The following is a 12,966-nucleotide window of genomic DNA, read 5'->3' as shown; positions in this document are numbered from 1 at the left end:
CGAAGAAGGGCACCGGGTCTTCCCGGTGCCCTTCTTCGTGCTCCGGATGTCAGGCGCCGTAGGTCAGACGCCCCGCCACCATCGTCGCCGTCACCGGCATCCCTCGCAGATCCGCCCCGGAGGCGGTCAGCGGGTCGTAGCCGCACAGGGCGACATCGGCCAGCTCGCCCGGGCGCACAGAGGTGCGGACGCTCGCCCGGAGCGCCTGCTCGCGTGTCAGCCGCTCCTCGGGGTGCCACGGATCACGGTCGTCGTCGGTGCGGGTGACGGCAGCGGCGATCGCCTGCCACGGATCGAGCGGTGCCACAGGCGCGTCCGATCCGAAGCGCAGCTCGACACCGGCGTCCCGCAGGGCGCCGAGCGGATAGCCGATCGAGGTCTGCCCTGCCCAGTGCCGGCCGACGAGATCTCTGTCGTCGAGAGCGTGCTGCGGTTGCACGCTCGCGATGATGCCGAGTCTGCCGAACCGCGCGAGATCGGCGTGACGCACCAGCTGGGCGTGCTCGATGGTGCCCACCGCACCAGACGCGGTGAAGGCATCGAGCGCGCCGGTGACGGCGCGGTCGCCGATCGCGTGCACGGCGACCGCGAGTCCTGCTCCGGTCGCGACGGTGAGCAGCTCTGCGAGCTCGGCCGGGGGCACGGTGAGCACCCCGAAATTCTCGGGATCACCCGGATACGCGTGTGAGCATGCGGCGGTGCGGGTGCCCAGCGAACCGTCGCTGATGATCTTCAGCGGTCCGACATGGATCAGGCCGCGCCCGGCTTCCGGCGCGTCCTCGTCCTGGTGCAGCTCACCCGACCTCAGGCCGGCACGGATGGCTCGCTCGAGGTCGAACGGATAGATCGCGAACTCGACGCGATGCGCGGCGAACCCCGCCGCGACTCGGCGTGGCCACGCATCGGCATTCCATGCCATGTCGAAGTCGACCAGCCCCGTGACGCCGCGGGACGCTGCTCTCTCCCCCGCGTCCCGGACCGCCGCATCGCCGCGAACAGGATCCACGGCATTCAGTCGACGAGAGATCTCGAACGCGTCCTGCTCGCGCAGCATCCCGTCGGCGCTGGCGAACCCCTCGAGTCGCAAGGCAGCCGAGTTGAGCCACGTGCTGTGCACGTCTGCATTTATGAGGTAGGTGGGGACCTCTCCGGTGACGCTGTCGAGCAGAGCGAGCGTCGGGCGATCCGGCCACATCGCATCGCGGAATCCGCTGCCCACCTTCCGTCCATCCGGCAGGGGTGCCGCGGCCGCCATGATCGCAGCAGCCTCAGACGCGGAGGCCGCGCCGCCGAGTGCGACTCGCTCCGCCGCCAGCGCCCACTGGACCGTGTGAACATGGTTGTCCCACAGGCCGGCCACCGCCCAGGCCCCGTTGCCCTCGAGGATCTCGCCCTGCGGCGCGACAGCTCCGGTGGGAGCGATGTCGCTGATGCGACCGTCTTCGATGAAGATGTCCACAGGCTCGTCGTCGATCAGGAACTCTCTTCCAGGGCCGGAGACCCGCACGCCGACGAGGGTGCCGACCCGCTCTCCGATCCCGATCACGAGCGACCTCCGACGCGCGCCTGCTGAACACGACGCATCTCGGCCGCGAGGGCGGGCTGCCTGTAGGGCCCGACGGCCTCGAGCTCGGCGATGACCGTCTCCACGGTCTCGGTCGGCTTGTTCTGACTGAGCTTGCGCTTGGCGACGACCCTGGTCGGGGTGAGTCTGAAGCCCACCGTCCCTGTGGCCAGGCGAGTGACGAACGCGGGATCGTTCGGCCGTTCCCACATGCGCCGTGGCTCCGGCATCCGTCCCTCGAAACGGTCGACCAGCCGGTCGAGCACGGCGAGGTTCTCTTCGTCGCTGAGGATCTCGGGAATCCCTGCGAGATGCACGGCCGTGTAGTTCCAGGTCGGAACCGACGGCACATCGCCGTACCAACCGGGCGAGATGTAGCCGTGCGGTCCCTGGAAGACGACGAGCATCTCCCCATCCCCCAGGCCGTGAATCAGGTCGTCCGGCCGCCCGACATGCCCCACGACCGTCAAGTCGTCATGGTCGTCATCGAGAAGAACGACGTAGTGCGAAGAGACCAGGCCGTCGGGACCGTGGCTCACGATCGTCGCCCAGGGATTGGCATCGACGATCCGACGGATCTCGGCCACATCCGCGAGCGTGAAACTGGGGTTCTGACGCATCCCCTCAGCCTATGGCCGACGGGTCACGCTTGGCAGCGCGGGCACCAGTACAGCTTGCGCGCGCCGATCTCCTCGAGAGCGATCTCGGTGCCGCAGATACGGCACGGCAGACCTGCGCGATGGTAGACCCAGTGCCGGTTGTCGCGGCTCGCCATCGCGGCGCGGTACGCATCGGGCGAGAGATCATCCATGGTCATCATCTGACCGGTCTCGACGCCGACGGCGAGGAGACGCACCCAGTCATGCCACAGGGCTCGCACGACGTCCTCGGGAACCTCTCGGCCGGGGGTATGCGGGTTCAACCGCTGGCGGAACAGCATCTCGGCCCGATACACGTTGCCGATGCCGCTCACCACGGCCTGATCCATGAGCAGGAGAGCGATCACCGTCTGCTTCTTGCGGACCGCCGCGACGAAGCGCTCCTCGTTCTGCACCGGATCGCCCACGAGCGGATCGGGACCGAGCTTCGCGACGCTGGCGAGCATCTCCTCAGGAGTCTGCAGCACGCATGCCGTGGGACCGCGGAGGTCAGCGGCGGTGATGTCGGTCATCAGACGCAGCCGAACCTGCCCGACGACCGGCGGCGGCCACTCGAGCCCCTCGTCAGCGAGACCCTTCGTCTGCTCCGACATGCGAACGTGCACACGGGTTCTACGGGGCGCGCCGATCGACGCCAGCGAGTTCTCTCCGGCATCGTCGAGGATCTCCTCATCCACCACCGTGCCCCTCTGGTTGGTCTGCCCCATGCGACCGTTCGCAGACGCGATGGTGGGGTCCACCAGGATGTCGCCGGCGAAGTCCCAGGCTCCGTAGAGACCGAGGTGCACGCGCAACCACACATCGCCTTCGGCCTCGAGGAACATCTGCTTGCCCACAGCCTGCACGCTGATCGCCTCGCGTCCGTTCAGGACGGCCGCCCCCTCGGCGAATCGTCCCTGCGGGCTCGAGGCGAGCATCGCCTTGCCGACGAAGTTCCGATCGAACTGACGAGCGATGCGATGGACGGAGTGGCCCTCGGGCATGTCAGGCTCGCGGGTCCGGAAGCAGCGAGCCGTCGCGCTCGAAGTCCGCGATCTGACCGATGCGGCGGATGTGACGCTCGTCTCCCGAGAACGGCGTGGCGATGAAGGTGTCGATGAACGAGGTGACCTCGTCGAAGGAGTGCTGACGCGCCCCGATCGAGATCACGTTCGCATCGTTGTGCTCACGGGCGAGCTCTGCGGTCGACGTGTTCCACACCAGCGCGGCGCGGACACCGGCGACTTTGTTCGCGGCGATCTGCTCGCCGTTCCCCGAACCGCCGAACACCACGCCGAGCGTCTCGACCCCGGCCCTCTGGTCCGCCACGACCGCCTGCGCAGCGCGGATGCAGAACGCGGGGTAGTCGTCGAGCGCGTCGTACTCGACCGGCCCGTGGTCGACGACTTCATGGCCTGCGCTGCGCAGATGGTCCTGCAGCTGCGTCGAGAAGTCGAGACCGGCGTGATCGGTGGCGATATGGATGCGCATGGCATCCATCCTAGAAGCGCAGACGGTCAGCGGGTGCTCACGGAGCCACGCCGGCCGCAGCCGGCTTGAATCCCGCCCGGACGTTCTCGCAGCAGCCGGGGCGGCACACATCGAACGCACCGGGCAGAGAGGTGACATGGGGGCGATCCTCGTTCGGACGACCCTCCAGGCGCTCGACGATCAGGTCGACGATTCCGGTGACGAACGACGGGGCGACTCCGGGCGTCGGAGTACGCGTGAAGGCGAGTCCCGCCTCCTCGGCGGCTTCGGCGGCCTCGGTGTCGAGGTCCCAGAGCACCTCCATGTGATCGCTCATGAACCCGACGGGCACCACGGCCACGGCCTTCCGGCCGCGTTCGGGCAGCTCGCCGATGACGTCGCACACATCAGGCTCGAGCCACGGCTGCGAGGCGGGGCCCGAACGGGACTGGTAGACCAGCTCCCACGAGACGTCAGCCGCTGCCGGGATGCTCTCACGGACGCGATCCATCACCCACGCGGCGACGGCGAGATGCTGCGCGGCATACGCGCCGCCCTCGCCCCAGTCGATGTCCCGCGCGCCCGAGCGCTCGGCATCCGCAGTCGGGATGCTGTGGGTGGAGAAGAGGATCTGGATGTCGGCCGGGGCGATTCCCTGACCGAGGAAGGTCTCCACGGCCTCGCGGACACCCGTCTCGAAGGACTCGACGAACCCGGGGTGGTCGTAGAAGGGACGGATCTTGTCGATCGTCACGGTCTCGCCGAGCTTCGTCTCCTCGAGCACTCGCGCGAAGTCCTCGCGATACTGCCGGCAGCTCGAGAAGGAGCTGTACGCGCTCGTGGCGAAGGCGAGGAGCGTCGTCTTGCCGTCGGCTGCGGCTTCGGTGACGACCTCTTCGAGGTAAGGACTCCAGTTGCGGTTACCCCAGTACACCGGAAGATCGATGCCGCGGCGCGCGAGCTCGCCCTCGAGCGCCTCCTTGAGGATGCGGTTCTGTCCGTTGATGGGGCTCACACCGCCGAAATGGCGGTAGTGGTGCGCCACCTCTTCGAGGCGCTCGTCCGGGATCCCCCGCCCCCGCGTGACATTGCGCAGGAAAGGTATGACGTCCTCCTGCCCTTCTGGGCCGCCGAACCCGGCGAGCAGGATGCCGTCATAGGCCACCGGGGTGGTCATATACGGCGCGCCGGAGGAAGCGGCATCGGAGGCAAAGAGGACGGTGTTCTGCTCGATCGCGGTCACCCGTCCATTCTTTCATCTCCTGGAAGTGAGTCAGGCCGCCGTGCTGGCGTAGGCTGTCATGGTTGCCGTGGGCGCCAACTGCGCTGGGTTGCGGCAGCATCCCCTCACCCCTGGGAGTACAGCTGTGCCTGGAGAGAACCTCACCCGCATCGAAGCGCAGGAGCGCCGCGACGTCATCGACACCCAGTCGTACGAAGTCTCGCTCGACCTGACGAAGGGTGCGGAGGTCTTCGGCTCCCGCAGCGTCGTCCGGTTCACCGCGACGCCGGAGAGCATCACCTTCATCGACCTGATCGCACGCGACGTGCGCGAGATCTCGTTGAACGGAGAGCAGCTCGACCCCGACGAGGTCTTCGCCGACTCGCGCATCGCGCTCGCCGGCCTGCAGGCCGAGAACGTCCTCGTGGTCGACGCGGACTGCCTCTACACCAACACCGGCGAGGGACTGCACCGCTTCGTCGACCCTGTCGACGGCGAGGTCTACCTCTACTCCCAGTTCGAGGTCCCCGACTCGCGGCGCGTGTTCGCCGTGTTCGAGCAGCCCGATCTGAAGGCGACGTTCCAGTTCACGGTGACGGCACCGGCGTCCTGGAAGGTCGTGTCGAACTCCCCCACGCCCGAGCCCATCGTCCACGACGACCACTCGGTCGCGACGTGGGGCTTCGAGCCCACGCCGCGCATCTCGTCGTACATCACGGCCCTGGTCGCAGGCCCCTACGAGGCGACGTTCTCCGAGCTCACCAGCTCCTCGGGCCGGGTCATCCCGCTCGGCGTCTACGGACGCAAGAGCCTGTGGCAGCACCTCGACGCCGACTACATCTTCGACAAGACGCGCGAGGGCTTCGCGTACTTCGAGTCGAAGTTCGGCGTTCCCTACCCGTTCGCGAAGTACGACCAGCTCTTCGTCCCCGAGTTCAACGCCGGTGCGATGGAGAACGCGGGGGCGGTCACCTTCACCGAGACGTACGTGTTCCGCAGCAAGGTCACCGACGCCGTCAAGGAGCGCCGCGTCGTCACGATCCTGCATGAGCTCGCGCACATGTGGTTCGGCGACCTCGTGACCATGAAGTGGTGGAATGACCTCTGGCTGAACGAGTCGTTCGCCGAGTGGGCGTCGACGATCGCGACCGCGGAGGCCACCGAGTGGACCGAGGCGTGGACCACTTTCAACGCGATGGAGAAGACCTGGGCCTACCGCCAGGATCAGCTTCCCTCGACCCACCCCATCGTGGCTGAGATCAACGACCTCGAAGACGTGCAGGTGAACTTCGACGGCATCACGTACGCGAAGGGCGGCTCGGTTCTCAAGCAGCTCGCCGCCTGGGTGGGCATCGAGGCGTTCTTCGCCGGCGTCTCGCAGTACTTCCAGAAGCACTCGTGGGGGAACACCGAGCTGAGCGACCTTCTCACCGAGCTCGAAGCCACCAGCGGACGCGATCTGAGCACCTGGTCGAAGAAGTGGCTCGAGACCGCGGGCGTGAACACGCTCGAACCGGTGATCGCAGACGACTCGGACGGCACCATCACACGATTCGCCGTGACGCAGACCGCTCCGGCCGACTACCCGACCATCCGTCCGCACCGGCTCGGCATCGGGTTCTACAACCTCCAGGACGGCGCACTCGTGCGCTCGCACTACGCCGAGGTCGACGTCGACGGAGACCGCACCGAGGTTCCCGAGCTGCATGGCCTCGCGCGTCCCGACCTCGTGCTGCTCAACGACAACGACCTCGCCTACGCGAAGATCCGCCTCGACGAGCGCTCCCTCGCCACCGCGATCGCACACCTCGCCGACATCAGCGACCCCCTCGCGCGCTCCCTCGTCTGGGGCGCCGCCTGGGACCAGACCCGCGACGCCGAGACCGCGGCCTCCGATTACATCGACCTGGTGCTCGGCAACATCGGCCGCGAGACCGAGTCGACCACGGTCCGCACGACGCTCGCGCAGCTGCGCACCGCCGCCACGCTCTATGTCAGGCCAGAGGCTCGTCTCGCCGCTCGCCAGAAGGTCGCAGACGGACTCTGGGCTCTTGCAGAAGCCGCCGAATCGGGCAGCGACAGCCAGCTCCAGTTCGTGACGGCCTTCGCGAACGCCCTGGTCACTCCCGAGCACGCGGGCATCGTGGGGCGCCTGCGCTCCGGCGAGGAGACGCTCCCGGGCCTCGAGATCGACGCGGACCTCAGCTGGCAGCTGCTCGTCGGACTCGCCACGATCGGCGCGACGGATGCGGCATCCATCGATGCCGCGCTCGCGTCTGACAACACGTCGAAGGGCGGCGAGTTCGCCGCGCAGGCACGTGCGGCGCTGCCCGACTCCGCCTCGAAGAAGGCGGCCTGGGCGTCGCTGATCGAACGCGACGACGCTCCGAACACGATCGTGCGGTCTGCCGCGCTCGGCTTCGTGCACCCGGCCGGCGCCGAGGCTCTTCGCGAGTTCGTGCCCGCGTACTTCGACATGCTGGTGCCGATCTGGGAGTCCCGCAGCTACCAGATCGCGCAGTATCTGATCGTGGGCCTGTTCCCCACGGCCATCGCCGATGTCGAACTGCGCGACGCGACACGCGCGTGGCTGTCGGCCAACCAGGACGCGGCACCGGCGCTGCGCCGTCTGGTGCTCGAGAACCTCGCCGACGTCGAGCGCTCGCTCGCTGCGCAGTCCCGCGACGCGGAGGACTGAGCCCGCTTCTCCCATCAGGCCTCTGCGCGATGCGTCCAGCCCGCGCAGAGGCCTGATCGCTACTCTGGAGGGGATGATGCAGCCATTCGACACGACGCCCGACCCCGCAGAGACCGTTCTCCCCTCCTGGTGGATGGACGTCGTCACGGTGCTGCGCGATGTGGGCCTGCAGGCGCTCGGAGTGGTCGCGATCATCGCCGGCTGCGTTCTCATCGCTCTCTTGCTCCGCGTGGTCATCCGCCGCGTCGTGCATCGCATCGTCGACAGCGCGAAGAACAAAGCGGCCGTCGACGACACTCAGGCATTGGAACGCTCGCCGCTCGCTGACATGCGTCTCGTGCAACGCACGCGGACTCTCGGCACCATCCTGCAGAACATCGTCAACGTGATGCTGGTGGTCATCGCGATCGTGCTCGTGGTCAATCACCTCGCGCCGACGCTCCTGGGCTCGCTGACACTCCTCACTGCTGCTGTGGGCGCCGGTCTCGGTTTCGGCGCTCAGAACATCGTCAAGGACGTGCTCAACGGCATGCTCATCGTGGCGGAGGACCAGATCGGAATCGGCGATGTCGTCGATCTCGGCCTCGCCTCGGGCGTGGTCGAATACGTGAGCGTGCGCATCACGCAGGTGCGCGACGTGAACGGCACGCTCTGGTACGTCCGCAACGGCGAGGTGCTTCGCATCGGCAACATGTCGCAGGGCTGGGCCAGGGCGATCATCGATCTCGGCGTGCCGGTGGACGCCGATCTCGAGAAGGTCGAGCAGATCATGCTCGACACGGCTCAGGCTCTCGCGAAGGATCCGAAGTGGCGCACCCGCATCATCGAGAAGCCCGAGCTCTGGGGCCTCGAGTCGATCGACGGCGACGCCCTCGTCGTGCGGCTCGTCATCAAGGCTCGTGCCAACGCCAAGGACGACGTCGCGCAGGAGCTGCGTAAGCGCCTACGGGCCGCGATGCTCGAGAACGAGATCCTCCTCCCGAGCATGACCACCGTCGTCCCCACCGGGCTCGAGGGCGCCCGTCGCGTTCGGGGTGCCAATCCCCCCAAGACACGTCCGAACGCCGTCACCGGCGTTCCCGTCATCCCGGATCGTGGAATCTGGCGGCGCAAGAAGACGAACGATGACGGGAGCTCCCAGAAGTGACGTTCTACGACGAGGTCGGCGGGCACGACACCTTCGCGAAGATCGTGTCGGTCTTCTATCGCGAGGTCGCCCTGGACCCGGTCCTGAAGCCGATGTACCCCGAAGAGGATCTCGGCCCTGCCGAGGAGCGACTGCTGATGTTCCTGGAGCAGTACTGGGGTGGCCCCACGACCTATGGGGAGACGCGCGGACACCCACGCCTGCGGATGCGTCATATGCCGTTCCACGTCGACCCCGACGCTCGTGACAGGTGGCTCCGGCACATGCGAACGGCTTTGGACGAGGCGCAATTGTCGCCACTCCACGAATCGACGCTGTGGGACTACCTCGAACGCGCCGCGTATGCCATGGTGAACACATTCGAGCCGTCCGGCATCGGCGCACCCTCGGCCGGGCGCCCCACGCTCGAGACGAGATCACGTCAGGAATCAACGGAGAGCACATGACGAACACGCCCCTGTCTGCAGACGTACTGGTCATCGGATGGGGGCTCGCCGGTCTTGTCGCAGCGGGTGAGGCGCTGGATGCCGGTCGTCGTGTGATCCTGGTCGACCAGGAGCCGCGCACCAACCTCGGCGGGCAGGCATGGTGGTCGTTCGGCGGCCTGTTCTTCATCGACTCTCCCGAGCAGAGGCGGATGGGCATTCGCGATTCGCTGGCCCTCGCCACGCAGGACTGGTTCGGGACCGCATCGTTCGACCGCCCCGAGGATCACTGGCCGCGTCGGTGGGCCGAGGCCTATCTGCAGTTCGCGGCCGGAGAGAAGCGCTCGTGGTTGCGCGAACGCGGAGTGGGTTTCTTCCCGGTGGTCGGCTGGGCCGAACGCGGAGGCTACGGTGCGCTCGGTCCCGGCAACTCCGTCCCTCGATTCCACATCACCTGGGGCACCGGGCCGGGTGTCGTCGCGCCGTTCGCCGCCGCGGTCGAGCAGGGCGAACGCGAGGGACGGATCACGATCCTCCCCCGCCATCGCGTGACGGAGCTGATCACCACCGACGGAGCCGTCACCGGCGCGCGCGGCACGATCCTGGAGTCGAGCCCCGCCGCTCGCGGCGTCGAATCGACGCGGCGCGCGATCGGCGACTTCGAGATCAGCGCGGGCGCCACGATCGTCTCCTCCGGCGGTATCGGAGGAAATCACGACCTCGTGCGCGCTGCCTGGCCGGCAACCTTGGGCGCGCCTCCTGAGCACATGCTCACGGGAGTGCCCGCATATGTGGACGGATCGATGCACGCCGTCTCGGAGTCTGCCGGTGCGCGTCTCGTCAACGGCGACCGCATGTGGCACTACGTCGAGGGAATCACGAATTGGAACCCCGTGTGGCCGTCGCACGGCATCCGCATCCTCCCCGGCCCGTCTTCGCTGTGGCTGGACGCGACGGGCAAGAGACTGCCCGTGCCGCTCTTCCCGGGCTTCGACACGCTGGGCACACTCGCCCACCTCCGCAGCACCGGCCACGACCACTCGTGGTTCGTCACCTCTCGCCAGATCGTCGAGAAGGAGTTCGCCCTCTCCGGAAGCGAACAGAACCCCGATCTCACCGGCAAGGATGTCGGGCTCCTCGTGAAGTCCCGACTCGCCAAGGGCCCGACGGGGCCGGTGCAGGCGTTCCTCGACGAGGGAGAGGACTTCATCGTCGAGAACGACCTCGAATCGCTGCTCGAGCAGATGCAGCGGCACCCCGGCGGAGAGTCACTCGACATCGATCATGTGCGACGAGAGGTGATCGCGCGTGACCTCGAGATGGAGAACGAGTTCACGAAGGACGCCCAGATCGGCATGCTGCGTTCGATGCGCGGCTACCGTGGCGACAAGCTGATCCGCACCGCAGCTCCGCATCGTCTTCAGGACCCGGCAGCCGGCCCTCTCGTCGCCGTCAAGCTGCACGTTCTCACCAGGAAGTCACTCGGCGGGATCAACACCGATCTCGACGGCCGCGCTCTCGGAGCCGACGGCGAACCGATCGCCGGCCTGTATGCCGCCGGCGAGGCGAGCGGATTCGGGGGCGGCGGTGTGCACGGTTACCGGGCGCTCGAGGGCACGTTCCTCGGTGGGTGTCTCTTCTCGGGACGCCAGGCCGGGCGCGCAGCCGCCCGCTGAGCTCGTGTGTCGCGCTACTGGGCGGAGCCGGTGCCCCTGACCGCCGTGAGACCGGTCGCGACGGGTCCTCGAGCGAGAACGTGACCACGCCGGAAGGCGAGTCGAGTCCACCGCCCCGACTGCATCACCGGAACGTCTTCCTCACCGGAGATGAAGCCGAACGCGTCGGCCGCGAATGCGACTCCGCGAGGCAGGCCGCCGAGATCCTCGTCGGGCTCCCCCCAGATGGCTGCACGAAGCGCTCTGACGGCTTCCTCCCCGGACCCGGGCGTCGCTCCGCGCGCAACTGCGCTGATCCCCCACTGCGCGCGTCGAGCGATGACGGATGCCGCCAGGGTCGACGTCGGCTGCCAGTGGCCGCGCGGTGGAGCGACTCCGGCCCACGCGGGTGAGAGCCCTGTCTCCGGCAGGGTCAGCGCGCTGTCATCGTCTGTCGCGGTGAGCGAGGAGACGACGACATCGCACTGGAGCTCAGGATCCGCCTGCACGACGCGCATCGCCAGCACTGTCGGGGTCTGATCGAACAGACCGTGGGGCGCTAGAGCGGCTCCTGTGAGCGCGAGAACACCTCCGGCCGCCTGCAGCCGAACCCCCTCATCGGAGATTCGGGTCGCTCGCCCGAGGAAGGTCAGTACGTCCTTCGCGGTCTCGGCGTCTGCAAGAAGAAGCTGGTGGGGCACACCCTCTAAACTAGCAACGCCAGCGGCATCCGCCGTCGCGGGAAGGAACTCATGACCGCCGACGCCCACGCGATTCGCACCGTCGAACAACTCCTCGACGTACTGGACCTCGATTCCACTCAGGCCCGCACCACCGAGGACATCTTCACCGGATCTTCGCATCCGATGCCGTCCGGGCGGATCTACGGTGGTCAAGTGCTCGCTCAGAGCCTCCTCGCCGCGGAACGGACGCTCCCCGAGGATCGTGCGGTGCACTCCATGCACGGGTACTTTCTGCGGCCGGGCGACGCAAGCCAGGGCATCACGATCGCCGTCGACCGCATCCACGACGGCCGATCCTTCTCCACCCGTCGTTCGCAGGCGTATCAGAACGGTGTGCCGATCTTCTCCATGATCGCCTCCTTCCAGGACGACGATCCGGGCATCGAGCACGCGGTTCCCATGCCTGAAGGAATTCCGGGTCCGGACTCGCTGCTGCCCGACGAGCAGCGCGTCGACGGGCTGCCGCCCGGCGTTGTTCGGATGCTCAGCGATCGCGCTGCTGACGTGCGCCACATCGACTCGCCGATGTTCCTGCCGAGCGAGGATTCCCGCGTTCCTCAGCAGGGCGTCTGGATGCGCATGAAGGCACCGCTTCCCGACGACCAGCGCATTCACCGGGCGGCTCTCGCGTATCTCAGCGATATGACGATCCAGGAATCGATCCTTCGCGCCCACGGCGTGTACTGGGGGCTTCCGGGGCTGAAGGTGGCGAGCCTCGACCATGCGATGTGGTGGCACCGGCCTGCGCGCGTCGACGAGTGGCTGCTCTACCTGCAGGAATCGCCCAACGCCCGCGGGGGCCGTGGCCTCGCTCAGGGACGCATCTACACGCAGTCGGGCGATCTGGTCGCCTCTGTCGCCCAGGAGATCATGGTCAGGGTGCCGTCCCCGGCCTGATGCCGCGCCTTTCGGCTCAGCGGTGGGTGTACTCGATGGAGGGGCCGACGTACGGTTCCCACGCGTCGCGCATCTCCTGCGTGAGCCGTGTGGGACGGCCCGACTTGGCGTCGACGAGCACGATGATCGCGGTCGACCGCGCATAGATCGTGCGGGGCTCGGCTGCGGGGTCGTTGTGCACCTCGTAGCAGACCTCGACGCTGGAGCCGCCGAGCTTGCTGAACCACATCTGCACTTCGAGAGGTCGACGCTGGTACGGCACCGGAGCGAGGTACTCGATCTCCTGCCGCGCGATGAGCGTCAGCGTGCCCTCGTCGATGCCTGAATCGAGCACAGCGGTCGATGGTGCCTGCTCACCGGGACCCGCACGCCAGAACGCGCGTACGCGCGCCTCCTCGAGGAGCTTCAGCATCGAGGTGTTGTTGACGTGATTGAATGCGTCCAGATCGCCCCAGCGGAGGTGGATCGGGATGTGCAGCCGGGGCCCCGGTGTCAGGTCGGACATCG

Annotated in this window: 12 protein-coding genes; 5 read left to right on the top strand and 7 right to left on the bottom strand. The window is 67.6% G+C overall.

The window, feature by feature from the left end:
- Window positions 1-49: 49 nt before the first annotated feature.
- The 5 genes from AC04ME_RS10515 to AC04ME_RS10495 are packed head-to-tail and all read right to left on the bottom strand — an operon-like array spanning window position 50 to window position 4,915.
- Window positions 50-1,546, bottom strand: a complete 1,497-nt coding sequence (locus tag AC04ME_RS10515) for an amidohydrolase (RefSeq protein WP_475434873.1) — start codon at window positions 1,544-1,546, stop codon at window positions 50-52.
- Complete coding sequence (locus AC04ME_RS10510) at window positions 1,543-2,184, bottom strand: FMN-binding negative transcriptional regulator (RefSeq protein WP_042536708.1); 642 nt, start codon at window positions 2,182-2,184, stop codon at window positions 1,543-1,545. The genes AC04ME_RS10515 and AC04ME_RS10510 overlap by 4 nt, the downstream gene beginning before the upstream one ends.
- Before the next feature lie 23 nt (window positions 2,185-2,207).
- Complete coding sequence (locus tag AC04ME_RS10505; protein WP_475434871.1) at window positions 2,208-3,206, bottom strand: Fpg/Nei family DNA glycosylase; 999 nt, start codon at window positions 3,204-3,206, stop codon at window positions 2,208-2,210.
- 1 nt (window position 3,207) lies between these two features.
- Window positions 3,208-3,693: a ribose-5-phosphate isomerase gene (locus tag AC04ME_RS10500; protein WP_042536711.1), complete on the bottom strand. Its 486-nt coding sequence runs from the start codon at window positions 3,691-3,693 to the stop codon at window positions 3,208-3,210.
- 37 nt (window positions 3,694-3,730) lie between these two features.
- Window positions 3,731-4,915, bottom strand: coding sequence for a ferrochelatase (locus AC04ME_RS10495; RefSeq protein ID WP_042536712.1), 1,185 nt, complete (start codon window positions 4,913-4,915; stop codon window positions 3,731-3,733).
- A 124-nt stretch (window positions 4,916-5,039) separates the two neighbouring features.
- Between AC04ME_RS10495 and pepN the strand changes: the two genes are divergently transcribed.
- The 4 genes from pepN to AC04ME_RS10475 all read left to right on the top strand — a co-directional run bounded on the left by pepN (window position 5,040) and on the right by AC04ME_RS10475 (window position 10,840).
- Window positions 5,040-7,592 (top strand): aminopeptidase N, encoded by a 2,553-nt coding sequence (gene pepN, locus AC04ME_RS10490; RefSeq protein ID WP_042536714.1) that lies wholly within the window; start codon window positions 5,040-5,042, stop codon window positions 7,590-7,592.
- A gap of 73 nt (window positions 7,593-7,665) precedes the next feature.
- Complete coding sequence (locus tag AC04ME_RS10485) at window positions 7,666-8,739, top strand: mechanosensitive ion channel family protein (RefSeq protein WP_475434869.1); 1,074 nt, start codon at window positions 7,666-7,668, stop codon at window positions 8,737-8,739.
- Window positions 8,736-9,185 carry a globin gene (locus AC04ME_RS10480; protein ID WP_042536716.1) on the top strand — a complete coding sequence of 150 codons (450 nt, stop codon included), beginning with the start codon at window positions 8,736-8,738 and terminating at the stop codon, window positions 9,183-9,185. Before AC04ME_RS10485 ends, AC04ME_RS10480 begins: the two co-directional genes overlap by 4 nt.
- Entirely contained in the window at window positions 9,182-10,840 is a 1,659-nt protein-coding gene (locus tag AC04ME_RS10475; protein ID WP_475434868.1) for an FAD-binding dehydrogenase, read from the top strand. The genes AC04ME_RS10480 and AC04ME_RS10475 overlap by 4 nt, the downstream gene beginning before the upstream one ends.
- Window positions 10,841-10,854: 14 nt before the next feature.
- On the opposite strand, the gene AC04ME_RS10470 is transcribed toward AC04ME_RS10475, so the two are convergent.
- Entirely contained in the window at window positions 10,855-11,520 is a 666-nt protein-coding gene (locus AC04ME_RS10470) for a DUF8185 domain-containing protein (RefSeq protein WP_475434866.1), read from the bottom strand.
- A gap of 51 nt (window positions 11,521-11,571) precedes the next feature.
- On the opposite strand from AC04ME_RS10470, the gene AC04ME_RS10465 reads away from it, so the two are divergent.
- Window positions 11,572-12,459, top strand: a complete 888-nt coding sequence (locus AC04ME_RS10465; RefSeq protein ID WP_367820322.1) for an acyl-CoA thioesterase — start codon at window positions 11,572-11,574, stop codon at window positions 12,457-12,459.
- A 16-nt stretch (window positions 12,460-12,475) separates the two neighbouring features.
- Here the strand turns inward: AC04ME_RS10465 and AC04ME_RS10460 are convergent, their stop codons facing one another.
- Window positions 12,476-12,964, bottom strand: coding sequence for an acyl-CoA thioesterase (locus AC04ME_RS10460; RefSeq protein ID WP_475434864.1), 489 nt, complete (start codon window positions 12,962-12,964; stop codon window positions 12,476-12,478).
- Window positions 12,965-12,966 lie beyond the last annotated feature (2 nt).

The organism is Microbacterium sp. LjRoot205, assembly GCF_056175745.1.
This window is presented reverse-complemented; position numbering and strand designations above follow the sequence as displayed.

Excerpts from the sequence above, each read along its gene's own strand:
- AC04ME_RS10510 (WP_042536708.1), bottom strand. The coding sequence starts at position 2,184 with ATGCGTCAGAACCCCAGTTTCACGCTCGCGGATGTGGCCGAGATCCGT.
- AC04ME_RS10505 (WP_475434871.1), bottom strand. The coding sequence starts at position 3,206 with ATGCCCGAGGGCCACTCCGTCCATCGCATCGCTCGTCAGTTCGATCGG.
- AC04ME_RS10500 (WP_042536711.1), bottom strand. The coding sequence starts at position 3,693 with ATGCGCATCCATATCGCCACCGATCACGCCGGTCTCGACTTCTCGACG.
- AC04ME_RS10485 (WP_475434869.1), top strand. The coding sequence starts at position 7,666 with ATGATGCAGCCATTCGACACGACGCCCGACCCCGCAGAGACCGTTCTC.
- AC04ME_RS10475 (WP_475434868.1), top strand. The coding sequence starts at position 9,182 with ATGACGAACACGCCCCTGTCTGCAGACGTACTGGTCATCGGATGGGGG.
- AC04ME_RS10465 (WP_367820322.1), top strand. The coding sequence starts at position 11,572 with ATGACCGCCGACGCCCACGCGATTCGCACCGTCGAACAACTCCTCGAC.
- AC04ME_RS10460 (WP_475434864.1), bottom strand. The coding sequence starts at position 12,964 with ATGTCCGACCTGACACCGGGGCCCCGGCTGCACATCCCGATCCACCTC.